This window comes from Pseudoalteromonas sp. Scap03 (assembly GCF_013393115.1).
Classification (GTDB): domain Bacteria; phylum Pseudomonadota; class Gammaproteobacteria; order Enterobacterales; family Alteromonadaceae; genus Pseudoalteromonas.
On the sequence record NZ_VDEU01000002.1, the window covers coordinates 151,261 to 172,560 of the forward strand.

The following is a 21,300-nucleotide window of genomic DNA, read 5'->3' on the forward strand; positions in this document are numbered from 1 at the left end:
GTAACCTGACTCTGGTTAAGCACATAAAAAAGACTGCGAATGCAGCCTTTAATTTAATCATAAGTATGATGGCGGGTGACGCTAAATCGGTTTAGGATTCGATGCACTACATACACTGCGCTTAAGCTTACTGTTACTGCAACAGCCACCGAGCTAAATCGATACATGGCGCTGTATATTAAATCTTGCCCAGGGCCTAACGACTGACCAAATAAAATCCCAAAAGTGGTCAATACCCCAAACCCAACCCCCGGTGGACCACCACCTAAAATATGAAAACGACTGAATATAAAAGATAAAATCCATAATATAGCCACCGGAAAAAGTAAAACGTCGGTATGGTTATACAAAAACAATTGCGCAACTAAAGCAGCATTACAACCTATCAGTGTACCAATAATACGTTGCCAACTTGCGGTGCCCGCCGCTTTAAAACACAGCGAAAATAAAATTAAAATAGATGCCGCTTGCGCCGAAATTGAATCTTGCAAATCAAGCACCTGAAAAACCACAAACGACAAAGTCGCAACCGTGGCACATAACAACACCTCGTGACGAATACTTTCTTTATCCTTGTGCGATACAGCGCGCATGGGTCGCGCTGTCACGTCAGGAAACAAGCCATGCATCAAGAGCGCAATAATAATAGTAATAAAAATAGCCACACCATTACTTAAAATAAGCGGGTAAATGCTACTAGCTTGATCAACATGACTGGCAAAATGTAACTGAATCGATAAACTCACCGCACCTAACGCACCAAATAAAAACGCACCACCAGAGCTCATTAAGTAAAATAACACGCAAAAACTAGCAAAAATAATGAGCGTCATTAACACCGGCAAGTGTGAAAGTAAGCCCTGTAAAATAAGCACTATAAACGCACTGTAGGCAGCACTGGCAACAAATTGACGGATCACGCCTTTGTTAATACTTGGCACTAAACCGAGTAATAACATAGGGTAAACTGTAAAAAATATTCCATTGGGCCAATTCATTAACTTGCACAAAGTAAAACCAATAGTGCAGCCGCCAGCAATCCGTAGCGCTTGGCGTAAACCATTTGAATCGAGTTGTGGCGCTTGGCTAACATGTTGTGTCATTACTCGCCCCACTAATAAATGTAATGTAACCAACTAATAAAGCGGATCTGTACTGATCCCAACCATTGACCTATAGCCGATTGTGGAAGTAACTGCACAGTGGCACGCGCACCACTGGGCATATTATTTATAAGCTGATTGTTATTTGGCAGCACTAAGTGAATACGCTGACGCTGCGCATCCCGAACCCAGCGATTGCTGGTTTCGGTGGTGCTAAGCAATCCATTCGCACTAAGTTGTCCGTCACTGACACCGGCCTCAAATATTTCAATTTTTGCGTCGAATACTTCACCAGGTCGGCTATCAAATACCACTTTTGCTAAACTGCCTGGCTGCATGTTTAATAGTGACTTTTCACGAAAATCGGCTACCAAATCTGCTTTTTTTGCTACAACCGCGAGTAATGGCTTACCCGCAACCGCATAGGAGCCCTCAAGTAACTGTAAATTAGCTACAACGCCATCACTTAAAGCACGCACTTGCGTATAAGATAAATTAAGCTCAGCTTGTGCTAACTGGTTTGCTGCATGGCGCAGTGCTAAGTTATCTTGCCCTGAATCGCCACGCGCTAAAACAGCTTCTGCCAACTGTGCTTCAAAGGCAGCTAAATTAGATTCGCTTGCTGCAAAATTTGCACGAATGCTTTCAAGCTCTTGCTCCGAAATAGAGTTTTGTTTGTAGAGTGTTTCGCCACGCTTTTTTAATAGCTGCTGCTCATGCAATTTAGCGTTAGCTGCACTTATTTGTGCCTCCAGCGCTTTTACGTTGGTATCAAGTCGTTTATTTTGCAGTTTGGCATCATCAAGCGCGAGCTGCGCTTGCTCAAGTGCTAGTTGGTAAGTATTTTTGTCTATTTCAAATAATACATCACCCGCTTTAACCGTTTGGTTATTACTAACCAATACATCGGTAACACGGCCGTTTATTTGCGGCGATATTTGCACAACCGGATGGTAAACCCGTGCTTGTGGCGTAACCGGTAGCCATACATCGGCAACAATATAATAGAAAAATACAACAATAAAACCAACGAGCGATACTTTAACGTAGCGAGCAAATTTTTGATCGGGTGTCATACTTATTTATCTCCAGATAAGCTTACAATACAACGCCGCGCGTTTTCTTCCATTTGCACTAAACTATGCGCCATACCATCAAGCTGCTCCGTGCTTAAACCTGCATATAAACGCTGTTTAATATCGCTTGTTAACTCTTTTAAGTGTTCTAATAACTTTATACCCTCATCGGTAAAGTACAATTTTTTACTGCGTTTATCGTGTTCATCAACTTGTCGAATAACTAGATTTTGCAGCTCTAATTGCTTAATGGTGCGCGTTAATGAGGGCATTTCAATACCTAAGCTAGTCGCCAGCGCTTGCTGCGTAGCCCCTAAAGGTAAATGATGTAAGTGAATCATCGCCGTCCAGCGCGACTGAGTTAAACCTAGCGGCTCAACCGCTAATGTTACCGCTTCTCGACATAAGCGGTGCACTCGACCCATATTGCCGCATAAAGTTAAATCGAGTGTTTCATGAAAAGGAATATTGCTACTCATAGGAACTCTTACTTGTGAATATCAGCAAATTTTAGCATTAGTTAGCAGGCTAAGTAAATAATTGGCATTTTAACTTCACGTAAATAAGTATTATTTAGATAAATAGTGTACGGCAAGCTTATCTAAGAAAGTATAAAGCTTATTGTTCATCTCATCATAATCGTGACTTAAGAGCTTTTCGGGCTGTTCAACAAAGCGGTAATTATGGGCATTGGTTAAATCATCGTTGGCAATGAGGAGGGTAACCACCTCGGTGGTCAATTCCATGTGGCATTGAAAACCAAATACTAAATCGCTATAAGCGACTATTTGCCTTGGACAACCTTCGCTATAGGCAATAATACTGGCCGTAGCAGTCAGCCCGGGCATATCGTTATGCCAATGCCCCACATTAAGCTCACTGCCAAAATGGCTAAATAACGGATGATTCAAGCCTGCATCGGTGAGGGTAATAGCAAACTTACCAATTTCCTTTTCTGGACTAGGTTGATAAGTCGCGCCTAACGCTTCACCAATTAATTGCGACCCCAAACAAACGCCTAACACCACTTTGTTTGCCGTGATCGCGCTGGCAATAAAGGCTTGTTCTTTTTTACTATCAAAATAAGGGCATTCTGCAAACGATGTAGCGGGCGATTGTGGCCCACCCATTACGATTAAAAAGTCTATATTATCGGTGTGTTTTGGTAAGGGTTCAGCTAAATAAATACGGGTATAAGACAACGTATGGCCATTCATTTTAGCCCAAGCTTCATAAGCGCCTGGCGCTTCAAAATGTTCATGAATAATAAAGTGAATGTGCATTGCCGTTTCCTTAAAATATTATCTGTTTAATAATACCCTAGGGTCACCGGATATAAGTGACCATGTGATATCAGCCGCTAAAAGTTAAGTAAATTAGCTGGAGAGTATTGATCAGTCAGCACCTTAGTATCACTTGGCCAATCTTTACCATCTTTGGTGAAAAACATACGCTGGCTAATTGCCTTTATATCTACGTCATAAGGGGCAAGTAACGGAGCTAGCTGCGTCACCCGCTGCGCTATTTGTTGCTCTGTAGGGATATTGCTATAACCGGCTAAAATAATACGATTACTATTATTATTGGCTGTTACATTAATAAAATCGCCAAATACCGCATGATAAGTTGCCGACTCATGTTCATAAAGTTTACTTGATGAAAACGTGTTAGCAGCAACAATTCCGCCTTCGGCTAATACGCTTTTTATTTCTTCAAAAAACTCTTTTGTGAGTAGGTGCTCAGGAATGTAATCGCCATTAAACGCATCTAAAATAATCCAATCAAATTGCTGGCTTTTAAGCGCCGCACGTTTAATAAAAATACGCCCATCTTGTACTTTAGCAGTTACGTTATCGGTTTCTATAAAGTTAAAATAATCGCGCGCCACTTTAATTACCGAAGGATCTATTTCAACATTTTCAATGCGTGCCTTTGGGTATAGCTCATGAATCATATTAGAAAGCGTACCGCCACCTAAACCAATAATGAGCACATTTTTAGGGTTATCAATCAGTAATAAACTAGAAAAAGCCAGCTTAGTATAATTAAATACCAGTTTTTTAGGGTCGCTAATGTACATGCAACTTTGGCTGCTTTGTCGAGTTTTTTCATCAAACTTTAAACAGCGTAAATCGCCAGTTTCTTCAACGAGTAGATTTCGGTATAAAGAGCGCTCTTTATGCACAACATTACTCATACTGTGAGCTGAAAATAGCAGCGCCATTATACTAATAAACAATAATTTAAGCTTGTGCATAAACGGCCTCTCGCACTTTAAGTTTATCAAAGCTAATAGCAATTAGCCCAAGCGTGCCCAACACACCAGCAAAACCTAAAATAATGGTGTTAACATCAAACGCCAGTACCATATAAAAAGAGGTAATAATGGTGCCCAGCGCACTGCCTAAGGTACTTACAAAATAAAGGCCGCCAGCCACTTGGCCGCTGCGCTCACTATTGGTAACCAGCAAACGTACGGAGTAGGGCGAGATCATGCCTAAAATAATGGTGGGTATAAAAAATAACGCGGTTGAGGCGAGTAACGAGCCATAGCGACTGTCTTCAATATGCGAAAAAATAAATGCCATAATTGGCTCAGCAAACAAAGCAATGGGCACCACCATAATACTGGCAACTAAAAAGATTAACCCATATTTGGTCAACGAAGGATGACGAATAGACAGCTTCCCTCCCAGTAAATACCCGAATGATAAGCTAAGCATAAATACCGTAATAATACTGCCCCAGATATGTACGCTACTGCCAAAGTAAGGCGCTAAAATGCGCCCACCTAACAGCTCTATTCCCATAATACTAAAGCCACTGCTAAAGGCTAAAAAGTAAATTAATGCATTTGTTTTTGTTAACATTATATTATTCTTATTGTGTTATTTTCATCCATCTTAACGTGATAGCTGTATAGCCGCTAGTGTAAAAATTAGACGCACACATAGAGCGCAAAAAAACATTTTGTTATAAAGTAACACATGCTATAGTTTTGGTTATAATATAACGTTACCAAAAAGCATTTTATGAAGTACTCATTAATTTACTTAGCCTGCTTAAGTGCAAGCGCACAAAGCATTGCCCAAAGCCAACCAATAGAGAAAATTGCGGTTACATATAAACAAGCTTACCGAGGCGATATTCCTCAAAAGCAAATGCCACAATCAATCGAAACCCTCGATAACGCGGTACTTGATCAAAAAGGAATAACTCAATTACAAGATGCGCTGGATTTTTCTGCCAGTATTTCACGTAAAAATAACAGTGGCGCATTATGGGATAGCTTTTCGATTCGTGGATTATCGGGTAACGAAAACATGCCATCGGGTTACTTAATTAATGGTTTTAGCGGTGGACGCGGATTCAGCGGCCCTCGTGATGTATCAAACATTGAGTACATTGAAGTATTAAAAGGTCCAGGTTCTGCACTATACGGGCGCTCAGAACCCGGCGGTACAGTAAATATCGTAACCAAAAAACCTCAATTTGAGCAACAGGGTGAGCTAAAACTTAGCTTAGGTAGTGATAACTTTAATCGCGTTGAAGGTGACTATACAAACGGCATTAACGATAACACAGCATTTAGAATAAATGGCGCATGGCAAGATAGCGATAGCTACCGCGATGAGGTGTACACCCATAAAAAGGTGGTTACGCCATCTATTTATCATCAAATAAACGCTTCAACCAGTATCACTTATGAATTTGAATACGTTGATTTAGCCCAGCTATTTGACCGTGGTGTTGTTGTACTTAATGATAATTTTAATACTGTTCCTAGCTCACGCTATTTAGGCAATCCAAACGATGGTGACACGCAAGTATATTCTCGCGGTCACCAAGTAACTTTAAATCACGATATAAACAATGAATGGTCACTCGTTGTAGGCGCAAACTACCGCAGCTCTACACTAACTGGGTTTTCGTCTGATGCTGAACTTGCACCCTCGCGCCAATCATTATTCGATGATGGCCGCACACTTACCCGCCAACAGCGCTACCGCGATTATGAAGTTGATGATACTAGCCTTAAATTTGAGCTAAGTGGGCATTTTGATACCGCAGGCATTACCCATCACTTATTAATAGGAGCAGACGCATACAAATACGACTTACGAACTGGACTTTATCGTTATCGCGGCGGTAATGGCACTTACACAGTTGATATTTATCAACCGAATTATAACGTTGCTCGTCCTGAGGTAGGTTTGCTCTACGAAAACAACGAACAACAAGATGCTTATGGTATATACGTTCAAGATCAAATGGATCTGACTGATAAAATTAAGCTATTAGTTGGCCTTAGATTCGATAGCGTAGATCAAGACATTTTAGAAACCAAAAGTGGTGTGCTTTCAAGCAGTTCACAAAGCCAGGTAAGTCCACGAGTAGGCTTAGTATATGAACTAAACAACGCTGTAACCTTATACAGCAGCTACTCCGAAGGCTTTTTACCATTAAGTGGTACAGATGCAAATGGCGACCCATTTGGCTTTGAATACAGTGACTCATTTGAAGTAGGCGCTAAATTTAGCTACCAAGGCATAACGGGAACCCTAGCATTATTTGATGCCACTAAAAGTAATATGTTAGTAGCCGATCCTGTAAACGTTGGTTTTTCAGCGCCTATTGGTAAAGCAAATAGTAAAGGTGCTGAACTCGATTTAAGTACTTATATTACTGATGATACAAAGTTTAATTTATCTTACGCTTATATAGATGCCAGTACGGCAAACGACATAATAAATGCTGATTGGGGCGTGCCAATCAAAAAAGGCAGCCCATTAGTCAATGTGCCTAAAAATAACTTAAATCTAACGCTTAGCCATCAAATGGCCGTTCTTGGCAAAGAGCTAGAACTAGGTGCCAGTTATCAGTACACCAGTGAGCGATTAGGCGATGCCGCCGATTTAACATTTAACTTACCGAGCTATCAACTAGTTGGTATTTTTGGGCAGGTAAACTTAACCGAGCGCACCAAGTTAAATATCAGTGTTAACAATATTTTTGATGAAGAATATGCTCAAAGTAGCTACAACGCATTATGGGTTTACCCCGGTGCGCCTACTCAATTTAAGATGTCATTGGCATATCAATTCTAACAATTTCATAGTCCCGATTAGCTATTTCAACCCGACTTTGGTTATTTAGCTTTTCATCCAAAGCGTCTTAATGTAGTGGTTAAGGCGCTTTTTTTATTGTTTTGTATAATACATAGCAGCTGTTAACCCCCTTTACAGTTATTCTTCAATTGATATGAAGGCAATTAAAAAAGCCGTATAATTTATATACGGCTTTTGTTTTTAATTAAAACTGATAGCTTATCCGAGCCGAAACATTACGTCCTGGTTGGCTATATTGGCTAAAATCAGTACCTTTGGATTGACCGGCAATGAGTTCAAACGGTACGTACTCTTTATCGAGTAGGTTAAGTAAACCTACATTCATTTGCCATGCTTGCCACTGATAATTTGCATATAAATCAACAACACCATAACCGTTACCTTGTGTTGTTTTATTACCATTAGTATCAAGTACTACATCAGACTGTGACTTGGCTAAACGCCAAGCAGCGGTCCAATTAACATTGCCAAACTCAGTGCTTACTAATATAGAACCATTTAACGGGCTAATACTAGTAAGTGGCTGATCAGAGTCTTTGTTTTCACCATCTACGTAAGCAACATTGGCTTCTAATAAAATATCGTCGGTGACATACATAGCAATACCAGCTTCTACACCGCTGATCTGGGTTTCGCTAATATTTTGGTATTGGTAAAATGTTTTATTTACATTAGAAATATAAGTTGGCTCAACACCCGCGATTGTTGTTTCGATAAAGTCATCATAGGCAGCATAAAAAGTACTTAGATTTACACTAATATCGCTACTTGCGTATCTTAATCCGATCTCGAATGAGTCACTGCTTTCAGGGTCTAAATCTGCGTTTGGTAATATTTGATAAAATGGCTCAACACCATGGCTTTGATAGGCTTGGTCGTGTGGCGGTATTTTAAAGCCTCGAACATATTGCCCATACCAAGATAAATTATCGTCTACCTGATAAATCACACCCAGCTTTGGTGAAAACGCAGACTCGGTAATATCATCAAGCTCGGCGTCAGCGTATAACGCATCTTTTTTGGCTTCAAGTGCATAATGATCGTAACGAATACCCGCAACTAACGACCAATCAGTCTCGTTAAATTTAATACTGTCTTGCATATATACACCAACTAAAGAAGTATCGGCGCCGGGAAATGCTTTTTGTTTTTCATTCGTAAAATCAACAGTACCATCATTTAATACACGGGTTTTTAAGCGTGGTCGAGTAGTATCATATAAATCAATATCTACTCCATAGACAAATTCATGCTCGGTATTTTCTCCTTTAACTTCCTTACTAAATACCGCTTTTAAGCCTAAAATATCTTGCTCAAACCCGTAGTCATTATAATCGATGTAATTTCTAGCTGCGCTTATTTGGTCACTTTGTTGCTCGTATCGACTATAAGATAGTTGCCCATACCATTTATCAAATATAGCTGTTGCCATATCTGAATCATAATCGAGTGCAAATGAGATATTTGTGTCTTCGTCTTCGGTTTCTTGAATGGATGGAGTGATTACTTGCTCTGTTGTTTGATTAAAGTAATCTAAGGTATATTTAAGGGTCCGCTTTTCATCAAGTTTTTGCTCAACTTTAAGCAGTAAAGCATCAGAGCGGGAATCGTAACCTGGTAAATCTTCAACGTAGTTTTGTACTTCTTCACTATCGCGATGGCTATAAACAGCGCTAATAGCAAAGTCACCTAAATCTTTTGCTGCTGTAATATCAGCAGCAACCTGATTGCTTTGGCCTTGATAACCTAACGCTACTTTTACTAAGCTTTGTTGATCCACTAAATAATCACTCGGGTCTTTAGTTGTTATTACTACAATTCCCCCTAGTGCATCAGAACCGTATAGCGATGATGCCGCCCCTTTTGCAACTTCAACTTGTTTAACACCCGCAACATCAAAGTAGTTTCGACCCACTAAATAACCGCCGCCGCCAGCGTAGCCATCGTTTGTGCGTCTTCCATCTTTAATAAAAACAACTCTGTTGCCACCAACACCTCGTACAGTTAATGTTTGCGCGCCTGCGCCACTGCCAGTACTTGAGATACTTGGATCGTATTTAAACATAGTTTGTAAATCTACAGCGAGCTGACGCTCAATATCTTGTTCGGTAATAACCGTTACTGAGCCAGTCACATCTTCAAGCTTTTGTTCAAAACGAGAGCCACTAACCACAATATGATCGTCAATAACATTTTCGGCCAGTGTGCTACCAGAGCTAATTAACAAAGAGGCTAATGCTGTAAATTTAAAAGAAAAGGGATTCATCTCCACTCCAAATGATAATAGTTATTATTTACTTTTAAATGGTACAACTAACCCAAAATAAGATCAATTGATTATGATAATCATTTTCATTTAGATTAAAGTGGTTATAATACTAAAAAATAAAATCGGAGTTTGTTATGAAGTACCTAATTTTTTTTCTGGCTTTAGCCACTCAATCAGCACTCGCGAAAGAGCGTGTGATCAGTGCTGGCGGCACATTAACTGAAATAATCTACGCACTAGAAAAACAAAATAGTTTAGTCGCGGTTGACCAATCAAGTATGTATCCGCAACAAGCAACACAGTTGCCACAGGTAGGTTACTATCGAGACCTAGCCGCTGAGGGAGTGCTTTCAATGCGCCCAACTACGTTACTTGCACTTGAAGGTGCAGGAAGAGAGCAGGCGCTCAAGCAAATAGAAGCGACCGGAGTGAAGGTTATTCACTATAAAAAGCCGACATCTGTAAATGAACTACTTGAGCTAATTAAGCACCTTGGTAGTGATTTAGATGCAAACCTAAAAGCTCAAAACCTAATTACTAAAATAAAAAAATCGTTACCTACTAAAGCAAAAACACAGACCCACAACGCTTTGTTTTTACTTTCAGCTAATGAGCGTGGGCTCGTCGCAGCAGGACAAGAAACGGTGCCCAACTTACTGTTTAACTATGCAGGCATTACCAATATAGCTGCTACGCATACAGGCTTTAAAGCAATTAACAGTGAAGTACTGGCAGTAAGTCAGCCCGATTTTTTAGTGGCGCCAGCGCATGTTGTGCAAAGCCTTGGTGGGAAACAAGCCTTTTGTAAACAGCCTACACTTCGTTTATTAAAAGCAGCGCAAGAGTGTCAGTTACTGGTCATGGACAGCTTACTTTCACTGGGCATGTCGCCGCGTATTGCAACTGCGATTCAAGCATTGCATGAGTATAAAACACGCTTATGAGCACGTTAACTTTGAATCGTTTTAACGCCATAACACTGAGTAATCCGCATAAGTGGATGCTATTAAGTTATGGCTGTATTTTTGCTTTAACATTACTTAGCATAGGCTATGGAGCCGCAGGATGGGATTGGCGTTTAGCTATTGCATGGCTAGCTCCTGAACATTTTAGTCAATTTGATGCGCTACAAATCAATGTGGTTACACAAATACGCCTGCCTCGTTTTGTCCTTGCAGTGATGGTGGGTTTAGTACTTGCACAAACAGGAGCTGCAACCCAAGCGCTGTGTCGTAACCCGCTTGCTGATCCCTCTATTATTGGTATAAGCGCAGGCGCTGCAATGGTCGCGGTTGCTTTTATCGCCCTTAGTGCACAATTTAATTTTAACGCCCAACACTACTTACCTTATGCCTCATTTTTGGGCGCACTATCAGTAACGTCGCTGGTATATTTAGTCTCAAAACAACAAAAACAAATTAATATAAATACGCTTATATTAGTCGGTGTCGCTATTAATGCATTGGCATTTGCTGTTATTGGGTTATTAAGTTTTTATGCTGATGACAGCGCACTGCGGTTAATTAACTATTGGACCATGGGCTCATTAGGCGGTGCGAGTTGGGATAATATAAAACAAGCGAGTCCTTTGCTTTTACTGAGCCTTATCGGGCTATGGCGATTAAAAGAGCCAATGAATTTACTTCTTATTGGTGAATCACAAGCTCAATACTTAGGGGTAGATACCAGCAAGCTTAAATTATACGTCATTATATTAGTGGCATTGGGCGTAGGTGCGGTAGTTGCGCTAACAGGTTTAATTGGCTTTGTTGGTTTAGTTGTCCCTCATATCGCACGCCTCATGGTTGGGCCACATTTACGGAATATGCTGCCACTTTGTATGCTTTTAGGTGTGATTGTGTTGCTACTTTCAGATTGGTTGGCACGCTTGGTTGTTATGCCTGCGGAGCTGCCAATTGGCATTATAACGGCGTTACTTGGCGCTCCACTATTTATATATTTGATCATTAAAAATAAGCGAGATTGGTCATGATCACGTTTAACAACCTCAATATAGGCTTTAACACCCATCGTGTTTTAGAGGGTATTAGCGGCAATATCCAAGCAGGACAACTTGTCGCACTGATAGGCGAAAATGGCGCAGGTAAATCGACCTTACTGCATACTTTGGCAGGCATGCATCCCTTTGAGGGAGATATACTATTTAATACCAAACCTTTGCATTCATTTTCTAAAGAGCAATTAGCTAGCAAGCGCGCTGTAATGATGCAAAGTAACCATGTTGGCTTTGATTTTAGTGTATTTGAACTCATTGCTATGGGTCGCTATCCCTATACAGAGTCTCTTAAAACACAAGCCAATAAAGTTCAAAAATATGCCTCAATTATGGATTTAACCCATTACCTAACACGTCGAATGAGTGCGCTTTCGGGCGGTGAACAACAACGTGTTCATATGGCACGCACATTAGCCCAGTTAGATGCTTTTACTGCGCAAACTGAGCCTAAATTAATGTTGCTCGATGAGCCAACATCAGCGCTAGATATGCGTCATCAACATACTTTACTTAGCTGTGTTAGAACCTTTGTAGAGCAAGGAAACAGCGCCATTATTGCTATACACGATCTTAATTTAGCAAGCCTTTATGCAACCAACGCTATTTTATTACACAACCAAAAAGTGCTGCAAAGCGGGTCTATAAATACCGTTTTAACAGCACAAAACTTACAACAAATGTACGCCATGAAATTGCACGTTAACCCTCATCCTTATAACGATGCGCCCATGGTTTTTTCTCAACGTCAGGAGTTTTCATGAGAGAGCAAGCATTAAACGACGCACGTACGCTCGTTTTTAAAACCCATGCCGGCGTAATGTCGACCATTTCAAATAATTTACGCGGCTATCCGTTTGGCTCTGTTACACCTTATATGTGTGACGAACAAGGTCGCATCTACTTTTTTATTAGTGACATAGCTCAGCATACCAAAAATTTAAAACAGGACTCACGCATGAGTCTGACTATTTTTGATGCCGCCGATTATGGCGATCAAAACGAACATGGGCGAGTAACACTCGTAGGTGATGGCTCTATTGTGGCAAAAGAGCAAAGCGAAGTGCTACTTGATAAATATATAGCTTTGTACCCTGAGGCTGCAAGCTATCGCAATGCGCATGATTTTCAGCTTTGGCAATTAGATGTAGTACGGGTGCGTTATATTGGCGGTTTTGGAAAAATATTTTGGCTTGAGCAAAACGAGTGGCAAGCTCAGCCTAAAAAGTGGGATGAAAGCCAGCAGCAAAGCATGATCACTCATATGAATGAAGATCATCAAGATGCTATGTCGCTGATATTAATGCAGCACTATAACGTAGCCGATAACACTCCAATAATGAGCGGCCTACTACCCACAGGCTTTTATATACAAAGCCACAAGCGTAATTACTTTATTAATTTTGCGAACGAGTGCGATAGCCCATTAGCCGTGCGAAAAGCACTTGTAGCCTTAACAAACCAAGCTCGAAACAGCTCAAATCAACTAGCGGAGACAGTATGAAAAAATTAATAGCCTTACTAAGCACTACACTGCTACTGAGTGCCAATACAGCATATGCAGACGAATGCACACTAAATATAGATGCAAACGATATGATGCAGTTTTCAACTAAAACACTAAGCGCCCCTAAAAGCTGTAAGCAAGTGACCGTTCAACTTAGTCACACCGGTAAATTACCTGCTAATGTAATGGGCCATAACTGGGTGCTATCTACTGAGCAAAACATGCAAGGTATCATCACAGATGGCAACGCTGCAGGGCTTAGCAACCACTACATAAAGCCTAATGATAGTCGCGTGATTGGTGCTACAGACATTATTGGCGGCGGTAAAACAACCGAAGTTACTTTTAAAACCAGCGGCTTAACCGCCGGAACCGATTACACTTTCTTTTGCTCTTTTCCTGGCCATTACGCCATGATGAAAGGCACATTTACGCTTAAGTAAATATTAAAAAGTGTATTACACAAACACAGTACCAACCTATTATTGGCACTGTGTTTTCTCCCCTCGTTTGGCTAAAGCTTTAAATGCAGCTTGTTGATGTGCTTTTTGCACATAGCGAGCAGGCAAAGCGTTAACTTCTAATTGATAACCACTTTGCTCAGATTGTACTTTTGATACTGGCGAAACCCATACAACATTAAGCTCTGGGGCAATTCGCTTAATTACCCGCGCTATGCCTTCACCATTTCTCACATGAAAATCACCGGCTAAATGTATAACCTGCTTGCCCTTATTTTGACTAATATAGTTAACGATAGACTCAGCCATGGTTTCGTCCCAAGTAACTTGCGCGGCGTAAAGTTTTTCGTTTTTACTCGCCGTTCCATGATGCATGGATTGCATAAAGCGTTCTTTATAAAGGCTTGGAGAAGTATCTATCTCTTTTGCAATAAAACTACGCTGTTGTGGGTCGAGTTTATTAATATAATTAATACCTTGGCGACCAATACAGGTAACAATGTGTTTAGGCGCATTTGCAGCTATTACATCGCTATTTTGTATCTTCGCCAATTCCACTAACGCACGATAATCGCTCTTATAATTAGGCCAAGCCTTAGTGTTATCAATTAAGTATTGTTCGCCAATTTTACTCTCAAGGTATAGGTTTAGTGTTTGCTGATCAGCGCGACTAAATTGCTCAAGCGATAGAGCAATAGGCTTATTTTGCGTGCTTAATTGCTGAAACAGCTCAGCCTGAAATAAGTGCACACCGGGGTGTGTATGCCATTCACCGACTAAAACAACATCGGCATTCAAAAGCGTGGATTCTGACAATATTGAATTAACTCGCTGGCCATTTGCATTATAAAGCCCGTAATTATACAAGGATGAACTTTGAGATACTGATACTGTGTTTATACTGCAGCCTGATAATCCACTGAGTAAAACAAGTGCTAAAAATGGGTTTTTCATATCGGTTTTTATAAAAATAAGAATCAAAACAATGAAGTTAGTATACACAACAAACTGCTTTAAACCTACAAATACAAATAAAAACAATTATCATTTGATGTTTTGGAGTTTCTGTTTTACAGTCTTAAAAAATAAACAGATATGGAACGTAACATGGCATTACCTTTTTTATGTGCTCGACACAAACAACATGTTTTATGTCAACCAGAGCAAGCAATTATAGATATTCAAAATGCGCAGCTAAGTGGCGAAGCGCTGTTTAAACGATACAAATTTGCACAAGCATTGCCGTATTTGGGGTGTGCACTTGAAAGTGCGTCCTTATTAGCTCAAATGTATAACTGTGCGAATAAACAGCAAATCATACAAATTACCTCACTTACAGAGCGCCTTTATTCCACACTTCACTTTTTAGACGAACAAAGTGCTGCGCACAATGCACTCATACAATCTATTAATCTGCTAAACGAGATATTGTATAGCGATGATGAATATCATGACTTAGTGCTTTCATGCATTACACAGCTAAAAAAATTAGCACTGCAACATCCTCCACACCTTACTAAGCACTAATTTTTATGGCAATAAGCAACGCGCTAAACAAAATTGGGTTAACTTTTTATATTAATAATGGCTAACATATCTTCTTCGTCTTCATCTAGGCCAACTTCTTCAAACCCAAAACTAGAATAAAAATCCTTAGCTACAGGGTTTTGCGGGTTATAACAAATCTCGATTTGTTCAAGCTTAGAGGTCGTTTTAATCTCTGCAATTGCCATGAATAGTGCTTGGCGGCCAATACCTTTATTTTGATGATGTTCATCTACCATAAAACGCCAAATAGAAACTTTTGTAGGGGTTTCTTGCACCCACATAAAAAAGCCTACAGGCTTATTATTTTGGTAAATAGCTTTACAGGTATGCCCAACATTATAATGAGACTCAACTAACGACCACATATTACTCGCTACGTAATCTTGTTGCGCTTTGGTAACGTCTAAATCGCATACCTCTTCGTAATTAGCAGAGGTGACATCTTCCAATGAAATGTTCATTATTGTCCTTAATTTAAAACATGGAGTTATAAGTAGTTTTGTTTTATCACGTTATCAGCACTAATTCACCTAGGCAATGTATTCTTTTTAGGCACAAAAAGCCGCAGTAATAAATACTGCGGCCTTTGTTTTTACTAAATACTTTAAGCTAAATGCTTTTAATAAGCACCAGCGCTGTATATAAGCTCGTAACTGTGGCTGTAAATCTCAAGGATGTTACCAAACGGGTCTTCCATGTAGATCATGCGGTACGGCTTTTCGCCAGGGTAGTAGTAACGTGGCTCTGGCATACGCTTTTTACCACCTGCAGCAACAATACGATCCGCTAACCCTTCTACATCTGGGTCTTGTACACAGAAGTGGAAGATACCGGTTTTCCAGTATTCAAAGTTGTCTTTAGGGTTTTCTTGGTCTTTAAATTCGAAAATTTCGACACCAATACGGTCGCCTGTTGAAAGATGCGCTATTTTGAATTTTTCCCAATTTGGACCAAATACATCGGTACACATTTCGCCAATTGGGCTGTTATCTTCAGTGATCACGGTAGGCTCCATTATGGTGTACCAGCCCATCACCTTAGTGTAAAACTCTACGGCTTTTTCAACATCCGGTACTGAAATACCAATGTGCGAAAAACTACGTGGATATGTATGACTCATAATAAATACTCCTACTTAACTATGTTTAGTTGATGGAGTTAGTTTACGAATTGACCAACATTAAGTAAAATTATCATTAATCATCATTTTGAGTATATTTTGTAATGATAAATCCTACATGGTTAAACACGTTTTGTACTTTAGTTGAGGTAAACCATTTTACCCAAACCGCCGAGCGCCTTTATATGACCCAGTCAGGCGTAAGCCAACATATAAAAAAGTTAGAGCAGCAAGTAGATTGCGCCTTGCTTGAGCGCCACGGTAAACAATTTACGCTTACCGTACATGGGCAAAACTTGTATCAGCAAGGCAGCTTATTATTAAAAGAATGGCAGTTTTTAGAGCAGCAATTAAAAGATGATTCACCTTACAGCGGTTTAGTAAAAATACAGTCGCCAGGCAGTTGCGGGCTAAAGTTTTACAATCAACTATTAGCACTGCAAGTAGAGCACAAGAAGCTAATTATAGATTACCGCTTTGCTCCAAATACCAATGTTGAACAAGCGGTGGCCAATCATAGTGCCGATATTGGCTTTTTAACTCAAGCGCCTACCCTTAGTGAAGTTACCAGCCACAAAATTGGTAAAGAATCCCTATTATTAGTAACGCCCGCACATATAGAAAACCCAACGTGGGAGGTTTTATGTGAGCTTGGCTTTATTGGCCACCCCGATGCAAAACATCATGCGCAGCTTTTACTTAGCGAAAACTACAGTGAATTTGAACATGTTGATCAAATTAAGCAAACGGGGTTTTCTAACCAAATAAGTTTAATACTGGAGCCGGTAAGTTTAGGGCTGGGTTTTACGGTTTTACCCGCACACGCAGTAAGTGCTTTTAATAAACCTGCGCTTATTAAAACGCATCATTTAACCAAACCAATTAGCGAAAATATTTATGTGTGCCATCACCGAAATAGGCCGTTAGCAAAGCGTATGCATTGCGTTATTGACGCAATAAAAGCAGGCTAGGGCACCTTAATCAGCGCCCGTAAAGCCCCTTTACAGCTTAAGCTGTACGTTTAGCTTTTTGCGTAATGTCTGTGAGGCTTTGTTTGCTTTTTAAATAAACCTTGTGCACAGCAAAAGTCAGTAAAGTCATCAGTACCATCATACATAGTGTCGGCCAAAGGCTGAGGGTATGATAACCAAGCGCCCCCATAAACCAGCAAATAAGTACCCATTGAATAACATAGAGCGCGGTTACATGTTTACTGGCATATAAAAGAGCACGTGTAATAGGGCCATTATATTTATCAGCAAAAATAAACTGTATAGCCGCTAGTGCACATAAATTTAAGCCAATTAAATAGCTAATACCGCCGCCATTTAAATGGAAAAAGTTGCCAAACTGTCCTTTAAAATCAATGGCTAACCATATGCCGCCAATAACCAGTAAAGCAGCACCAAGTTGTGCACATACTTTATATAAGTAATCGGCATTTTGTTGGTTACTAAGGTATAAACGACCAAGTACATATCCCGTTAATATCGCACTTATCCAAGGAAATACCGGAAAATACACCTGATAGTTATTAGCAAAAAACAAATCACTGATATAAGGTGAAAGCGTAAATTGCTGCCCCCTTACAAACTGGCTCATAACTGCAATTGCAATGGCTAAAACCGCAATCCATGTTGTTTTCCAACGGGCAATATTAAGTGCCCCAAACAGCAATAAGCTAATTCCAGCCAGTTGTAAAATATCACCTGTTAACACCATAAATTGTAACTGCCCAGCACTGAGCGGACTTTGCCAGCCATAAGCATTTATAAATGCCTCAGGCATGGTATTAAATACTTCAATAGGTAGCCAAAACTTGGCCACATTCATTAAATAGGCAAGCAGTAAAAGCTGTATGCCACGCTTAATTAATAGCAAAGGTGTTTGCCTGCGCGAAAGCGCCATAGATAGCCCCATTGCCACCAAAAACGAGGCGGTGCCTTTGCCAAGTATATGCACAACCGTACCAAATGCGCTTTCACTTTGAAGCGTCGTGGAGGCATACATCCATAAGGTATGCACAATAATCATAATAAAAACGCTCGCACCACGCGCAAGATCAATCGTTTTAAGACGTTGGTTCATTGGTTTTAATATCCTTTTTAGGGCAGGTTTGGCATTTGCTATAACCGGCTAAATAATAGCGGCAACAGGTTAAACGCTGGGGTTTTTCAGTAAATGGCGTATCAAGATTAAAGTGTTCACAAATAAGGGTGTGCAGCTGACGATGGCAATTGTTGATATGTAAAGTAGTAGCAAGGTCTAAGCTATGAGCTCGCTCAATGGCGCTACTTAATGAATCGAGTAATAACCGAGCTTGTTCTTTTTTACCAAGTGCATAGTCGGTATTTACCCATTCACCAACTTGGCTTATAAAATGAGTAAACGCTTTGGTTTGCTCAGTTTTACTTACTAACACGCCATTATTCAGGTTAAACCCACGACAATAAGCGCCATTTACCGCTAACGGCATGTTAATGGGATCAGCCGTACTTTGCTTGCAAGCAAACCAATAGCAATAAGCGTAAATAGCTTGCCAGCAAAGCTGTAAATACAAATGCCGACTAATAAATTGCTTAGGCGCAGTAGGGTACTGCGCCTTACAACGAACTGTTAAAGCGCGCACTAATAATAAGCTCGGTTTAAAAGTTCGTTGCACGGGTTGTTGGCAATATAAAAACTGCGCAAGGGTAATCGGTTTAGCCATACAGCTTTGCCGATACGGGGTTGTTTAAGTTACCAGCAAACTGCAAACTACCTGCCGGATCCGTTAAATCAACCATTTGCTCATTATTACCTAACTGTAAGCGGTTTAAACAAGAGTGTGCAAACTCATCACTAAAAAAGTCATACTCTTTAAATCGCTCATTTAAAGCAGGGTTAGCATGTTGATACGCTTTAACACTTTGCGTAACACACTGCCAAAAGTCATGCTCTGTAATACGCTCTTCTCGCACTAAAATTGCTACTAAGTATCTAAAGAAGCAGTCAAATACATCGGTAAATATACTTAACAGCTCAAGCTCTTTAGGCATAGAAACATGAATACGTTCAACCCCTGCAGGCAATACTTCAGTGCTATTAAGTAAGGCAACCTCTTCACCGATGTCTTTCATATATGCGCCCACAGGCACCGAGTTTTTAAGCTTTAAAATGAGGTTTTCGCCGTGAGGCATAAACACTAATTTATGCGCGTAAAAACAATGTACTAGCGGAATTAAATAAGCATTAAAGTACGCATGTAACCACTGCTGCGTGCTCAAACCACTTTGTGCTATCCATTCGCCCACTAAACTTTGGCCATTGTTATCTAAGTGTAATAATGCTGCCATAGTGGTCAGTTGTTCATCGCTATTTAAATTATGGTTTGGGTTTTCTCGCCATAAGCAGGCAAACATTTTACGATAGGGTGTATCACCTAGCGCGCTTTGCTCAAACGTATGATGGGCATAACCTAAGGTGGCGTATTCTCTAAGCGCTGTAAAATTAGCGCCTGCGAGTTGTTGATCTTGGCTAACCTTAGCAAATACCCAATCGTTAATGGCAGGAGTCACCGCCATGTAAGCACGCGATAGGCCACGCATAAATCCCATATTTAAAATCGACAACGCCACTTTTAAATACGGCTTATGCGGGTGCGAGCAATTATATAAGGTCCGAATTGATTGTTGCGCTTGATATAAATCGTCACCTTCACCTAAATACACTAATCGCTGATTTGCCAACTCATTTGCAAATACCACACTCAATTTGTGTTGGTACTGCCAAGGGTGAGCAGGAATGAGTAAGTAATCATCGGGGTTTAGGTTTTGAGCTTTTAGCGCTTTGTTGAACGTATCTCGGGTGGTTAAATCTAGTTCATCACTTATATGGCTTGGGTAATCGGCAAAGTATTCACTATGGGCAAAGTCGCATACCGTTTTATGCGCTGCTAACCACAGTACTTTAAACGGTTTGCCTACTTCTGGCGCATAACGTAAAAAGTCAGCTTTACTAAAACCAATGCGGCCATTATTAGCAACAAAGGCAGGGTGACCTTCGCTCATTGCGGCTTCTATTTTTTGCAGCCCTAAATTAGCTAACTGCGCCGCTGTTAAAGTGTTATTTTCACGTTTAAAGCACGCACTGGCTAAAGTAGCATTTAGCTCTTCAAGGTAGGTGGCAAGGCGCTTACCCGTTAAACCTAGCGCAGGCCCTTGCATACTAAAAAAGTGCAACACATCTAGCGGCTGCAGCTCTTCGTTAAGGTTGTAAAAGCATAGGCTTGGCTCGTCTATATCTATATGATTCAGTGCCATAGCACGGCCATTAAAAATAAAATAACCGCCTTCAACGTTTACTTTAAAGCCTTGCTTTGTTGTCTCTGCAGCCAATAAACGCTCGTGCACTAGCTCGGTGAGTGCTTTAGCTTGTAAATGCCGGTTTGCCCATTGCCAATGTGGCTGTATCACGTAGTCAGTTTGCAAAGGCGCTAACGAATCAGTAAATAACTGGCTGTGCCTATCAAAGGCTGCTTTGTCACAAAAGCCTAAATAAGCGGCTTTTTCGCCTAGTTGAATTTGCTGGGTGTGCACAAATCCCAAACGCTTATTTAACGTATGAATTTTACTATTAGCAATGTCGGGCTCAACCACAACACGGGCGGCACTGTTTTGAGCAAAAATACTTTGCAGCACGCACTGCATCATTTCAAAACTAAAATGGCGCTTAGGTGCCGTGTTAGGCGCTAATAAAATATGCATACCCACATCATTAGGTTCAACCTCGTACGCCGCTTTCATTAAGCTTTCGTGCTCAGGGCTATAAAGCTCAACTAAAGCCAATAGGTTATTATTTTGCTCGATCACGTATGCCTGATGATGAGGCGTAACAAAAATATCTTGATACGCTTTAGTTATTTGTTGCTCGGTTTGCTGCTGCATCCCCCAAAAGTGCGCATACGGTTGCTTAAGCCAATCGCAAACAGTTGGCATATCTGTTTGTTGTAATAACCGCATCGTCACTTTACCGGTATGCTGTAGGGTGGTTACAAAAGATGAAAAATACATAAAAACTCCAATAAATCTTAAA

Annotated in this window: 21 protein-coding genes; 8 read left to right on the forward strand and 13 right to left on the reverse strand. The window is 40.4% G+C overall.

Annotation, left to right across the window (positions count from 1 at the left end; genetic code table 11):
- Positions 1-53: 53 nt before the first annotated feature.
- From FHG08_RS16030 to FHG08_RS16055, 6 genes are all read right to left on the reverse strand, one after another.
- Positions 54-1,103 (reverse strand): DUF2955 domain-containing protein, encoded by a 1,050-nt coding sequence (locus FHG08_RS16030; protein ID WP_178957046.1) that lies wholly within the window; start codon positions 1,101-1,103, stop codon positions 54-56.
- 11 nt (positions 1,104-1,114) lie between these two features.
- The gene (locus FHG08_RS16035) at positions 1,115-2,179 is read right to left on the reverse strand and encodes an HlyD family secretion protein (protein WP_178957047.1); all 1,065 of its coding nucleotides are present in this window, start codon (positions 2,177-2,179) and stop codon (positions 1,115-1,117) included.
- 2 nt (positions 2,180-2,181) lie between these two features.
- Positions 2,182-2,658 (reverse strand): MarR family winged helix-turn-helix transcriptional regulator, encoded by a 477-nt coding sequence (locus FHG08_RS16040; protein ID WP_178957048.1) that lies wholly within the window; start codon positions 2,656-2,658, stop codon positions 2,182-2,184.
- Between the two features lie 90 nt (positions 2,659-2,748).
- Entirely contained in the window at positions 2,749-3,462 is a 714-nt protein-coding gene (locus FHG08_RS16045) for a type 1 glutamine amidotransferase (protein ID WP_178957049.1), read from the reverse strand.
- A 77-nt stretch (positions 3,463-3,539) separates the two neighbouring features.
- Positions 3,540-4,436, reverse strand: a complete 897-nt coding sequence (locus FHG08_RS16050; RefSeq protein WP_178957050.1) for a spermidine synthase — start codon at positions 4,434-4,436, stop codon at positions 3,540-3,542.
- Positions 4,423-5,049, reverse strand: coding sequence for a fused MFS/spermidine synthase (locus tag FHG08_RS16055; RefSeq protein WP_010388742.1), 627 nt, complete (start codon positions 5,047-5,049; stop codon positions 4,423-4,425). The genes FHG08_RS16050 and FHG08_RS16055 overlap by 14 nt, the downstream gene beginning before the upstream one ends.
- A gap of 162 nt (positions 5,050-5,211) precedes the next feature.
- Here FHG08_RS16055 and FHG08_RS16060 point away from each other — a divergent pair, with 162 nt between their 5' ends.
- Positions 5,212-7,287 (forward strand): TonB-dependent siderophore receptor, encoded by a 2,076-nt coding sequence (locus FHG08_RS16060; RefSeq protein ID WP_178957051.1) that lies wholly within the window; start codon positions 5,212-5,214, stop codon positions 7,285-7,287.
- Between the two features lie 205 nt (positions 7,288-7,492).
- Here FHG08_RS16060 and FHG08_RS16065 read toward each other — a convergent pair whose 3' ends face one another.
- Positions 7,493-9,574, reverse strand: a complete 2,082-nt coding sequence (locus FHG08_RS16065) for a TonB-dependent hemoglobin/transferrin/lactoferrin family receptor (RefSeq protein ID WP_178957052.1) — start codon at positions 9,572-9,574, stop codon at positions 7,493-7,495.
- 137 nt (positions 9,575-9,711) lie between these two features.
- Here FHG08_RS16065 and FHG08_RS16070 point away from each other — a divergent pair, with 137 nt between their 5' ends.
- From FHG08_RS16070 to azu, 5 genes are read left to right on the forward strand one after another with little or no spacing between them, the layout of a single operon-like run.
- A complete protein-coding gene (locus FHG08_RS16070) occupies positions 9,712-10,521 on the forward strand; it encodes a hemin ABC transporter substrate-binding protein (protein WP_138595385.1) in 810 nt (269 codons plus the stop codon).
- Positions 10,518-11,570, forward strand: a complete 1,053-nt coding sequence (locus FHG08_RS16075) for an iron ABC transporter permease (RefSeq protein ID WP_010388750.1) — start codon at positions 10,518-10,520, stop codon at positions 11,568-11,570. Before FHG08_RS16070 ends, FHG08_RS16075 begins: the two co-directional genes overlap by 4 nt.
- The gene (locus tag FHG08_RS16080; protein WP_178957053.1) at positions 11,567-12,355 is read left to right on the forward strand and encodes a heme ABC transporter ATP-binding protein; all 789 of its coding nucleotides are present in this window, start codon (positions 11,567-11,569) and stop codon (positions 12,353-12,355) included. The genes FHG08_RS16075 and FHG08_RS16080 overlap by 4 nt, the downstream gene beginning before the upstream one ends.
- Positions 12,352-13,095: a HugZ family protein gene (locus tag FHG08_RS16085; RefSeq protein WP_090495265.1), complete on the forward strand. Its 744-nt coding sequence runs from the start codon at positions 12,352-12,354 to the stop codon at positions 13,093-13,095. Before FHG08_RS16080 ends, FHG08_RS16085 begins: the two co-directional genes overlap by 4 nt.
- On the forward strand, positions 13,092-13,541 hold the full coding sequence (azu, locus tag FHG08_RS16090) for an azurin (RefSeq protein ID WP_054201529.1): 450 nt from the start codon (positions 13,092-13,094) through the stop codon (positions 13,539-13,541). Before FHG08_RS16085 ends, azu begins: the two co-directional genes overlap by 4 nt.
- Before the next feature lie 39 nt (positions 13,542-13,580).
- On the opposite strand, the gene FHG08_RS16095 is transcribed toward azu, so the two are convergent.
- Positions 13,581-14,513, reverse strand: a complete 933-nt coding sequence (locus FHG08_RS16095; protein WP_178957054.1) for a ChaN family lipoprotein — start codon at positions 14,511-14,513, stop codon at positions 13,581-13,583.
- Between the two features lie 153 nt (positions 14,514-14,666).
- On the opposite strand from FHG08_RS16095, the gene FHG08_RS16100 reads away from it, so the two are divergent.
- The gene (locus FHG08_RS16100) at positions 14,667-15,086 is read left to right on the forward strand and encodes a hypothetical protein (protein WP_178957055.1); all 420 of its coding nucleotides are present in this window, start codon (positions 14,667-14,669) and stop codon (positions 15,084-15,086) included.
- A 38-nt stretch (positions 15,087-15,124) separates the two neighbouring features.
- Here the strand turns inward: FHG08_RS16100 and FHG08_RS16105 are convergent, their stop codons facing one another.
- Both FHG08_RS16105 and FHG08_RS16110 read right to left on the reverse strand, forming a co-directional pair.
- Entirely contained in the window at positions 15,125-15,568 is a 444-nt protein-coding gene (locus FHG08_RS16105; RefSeq protein WP_178957056.1) for an N-acetyltransferase, read from the reverse strand.
- Positions 15,569-15,726: 158 nt separating this feature from the next.
- Positions 15,727-16,227, reverse strand: a complete 501-nt coding sequence (locus FHG08_RS16110; protein ID WP_008130525.1) for a lactoylglutathione lyase family protein — start codon at positions 16,225-16,227, stop codon at positions 15,727-15,729.
- A 104-nt stretch (positions 16,228-16,331) separates the two neighbouring features.
- Between FHG08_RS16110 and FHG08_RS16115 the strand changes: the two genes are divergently transcribed.
- The gene (locus FHG08_RS16115; RefSeq protein ID WP_178957057.1) at positions 16,332-17,198 is read left to right on the forward strand and encodes a LysR family transcriptional regulator; all 867 of its coding nucleotides are present in this window, start codon (positions 16,332-16,334) and stop codon (positions 17,196-17,198) included.
- Between the two features lie 37 nt (positions 17,199-17,235).
- On the opposite strand, the gene FHG08_RS16120 is transcribed toward FHG08_RS16115, so the two are convergent.
- From FHG08_RS16120 to FHG08_RS16130, 3 genes are read right to left on the reverse strand one after another with little or no spacing between them, the layout of a single operon-like run.
- Complete coding sequence (locus FHG08_RS16120; protein ID WP_178957058.1) at positions 17,236-18,315, reverse strand: heparan-alpha-glucosaminide N-acetyltransferase domain-containing protein; 1,080 nt, start codon at positions 18,313-18,315, stop codon at positions 17,236-17,238.
- Entirely contained in the window at positions 18,299-18,937 is a 639-nt protein-coding gene (locus tag FHG08_RS16125; RefSeq protein ID WP_178957059.1) for a hypothetical protein, read from the reverse strand. Before FHG08_RS16125 ends, FHG08_RS16120 begins: the two co-directional genes overlap by 17 nt.
- Positions 18,930-21,278, reverse strand: coding sequence for a GNAT family N-acetyltransferase (locus FHG08_RS16130; RefSeq protein WP_178957060.1), 2,349 nt, complete (start codon positions 21,276-21,278; stop codon positions 18,930-18,932). The genes FHG08_RS16125 and FHG08_RS16130 overlap by 8 nt, the downstream gene beginning before the upstream one ends.
- Between the last annotated feature and the right edge of the window lie 22 nt (positions 21,279-21,300).

Coding starts and splice junctions, on each gene's coding strand:
- FHG08_RS16060 (WP_178957051.1), top strand. CDS start 5,212: ATGAAGTACTCATTAATTTACTTAGCCTGCTTAAGTGCAAGCGCACAA.
- azu (WP_054201529.1), top strand. CDS start 13,092: ATGAAAAAATTAATAGCCTTACTAAGCACTACACTGCTACTGAGTGCC.
- FHG08_RS16105 (WP_178957056.1), bottom strand. CDS start 15,568: ATGAACATTTCATTGGAAGATGTCACCTCTGCTAATTACGAAGAGGTA.
- FHG08_RS16065 (WP_178957052.1), bottom strand. CDS start 9,574: ATGAATCCCTTTTCTTTTAAATTTACAGCATTAGCCTCTTTGTTAATT.
- FHG08_RS16035 (WP_178957047.1), bottom strand. CDS start 2,179: ATGACACCCGATCAAAAATTTGCTCGCTACGTTAAAGTATCGCTCGTT.
- FHG08_RS16050 (WP_178957050.1), bottom strand. CDS start 4,436: ATGCACAAGCTTAAATTATTGTTTATTAGTATAATGGCGCTGCTATTT.
- FHG08_RS16045 (WP_178957049.1), bottom strand. CDS start 3,462: ATGCACATTCACTTTATTATTCATGAACATTTTGAAGCGCCAGGCGCT.
- FHG08_RS16080 (WP_178957053.1), top strand. CDS start 11,567: ATGATCACGTTTAACAACCTCAATATAGGCTTTAACACCCATCGTGTT.
- FHG08_RS16115 (WP_178957057.1), top strand. CDS start 16,332: ATGATAAATCCTACATGGTTAAACACGTTTTGTACTTTAGTTGAGGTA.
- FHG08_RS16095 (WP_178957054.1), bottom strand. CDS start 14,513: ATGAAAAACCCATTTTTAGCACTTGTTTTACTCAGTGGATTATCAGGC.
- FHG08_RS16125 (WP_178957059.1), bottom strand. CDS start 18,937: ATGGCTAAACCGATTACCCTTGCGCAGTTTTTATATTGCCAACAACCC.
- FHG08_RS16030 (WP_178957046.1), bottom strand. CDS start 1,103: ATGACACAACATGTTAGCCAAGCGCCACAACTCGATTCAAATGGTTTA.
- FHG08_RS16055 (WP_010388742.1), bottom strand. CDS start 5,049: ATGTTAACAAAAACAAATGCATTAATTTACTTTTTAGCCTTTAGCAGT.
- FHG08_RS16075 (WP_010388750.1), top strand. CDS start 10,518: ATGAGCACGTTAACTTTGAATCGTTTTAACGCCATAACACTGAGTAAT.
- FHG08_RS16070 (WP_138595385.1), top strand. CDS start 9,712: ATGAAGTACCTAATTTTTTTTCTGGCTTTAGCCACTCAATCAGCACTC.
- FHG08_RS16130 (WP_178957060.1), bottom strand. CDS start 21,278: ATGTATTTTTCATCTTTTGTAACCACCCTACAGCATACCGGTAAAGTG.
- FHG08_RS16040 (WP_178957048.1), bottom strand. CDS start 2,658: ATGAGTAGCAATATTCCTTTTCATGAAACACTCGATTTAACTTTATGC.
- FHG08_RS16120 (WP_178957058.1), bottom strand. CDS start 18,315: ATGAACCAACGTCTTAAAACGATTGATCTTGCGCGTGGTGCGAGCGTT.
- FHG08_RS16110 (WP_008130525.1), bottom strand. CDS start 16,227: ATGAGTCATACATATCCACGTAGTTTTTCGCACATTGGTATTTCAGTA.
- FHG08_RS16085 (WP_090495265.1), top strand. CDS start 12,352: ATGAGAGAGCAAGCATTAAACGACGCACGTACGCTCGTTTTTAAAACC.
- FHG08_RS16100 (WP_178957055.1), top strand. CDS start 14,667: ATGGCATTACCTTTTTTATGTGCTCGACACAAACAACATGTTTTATGT.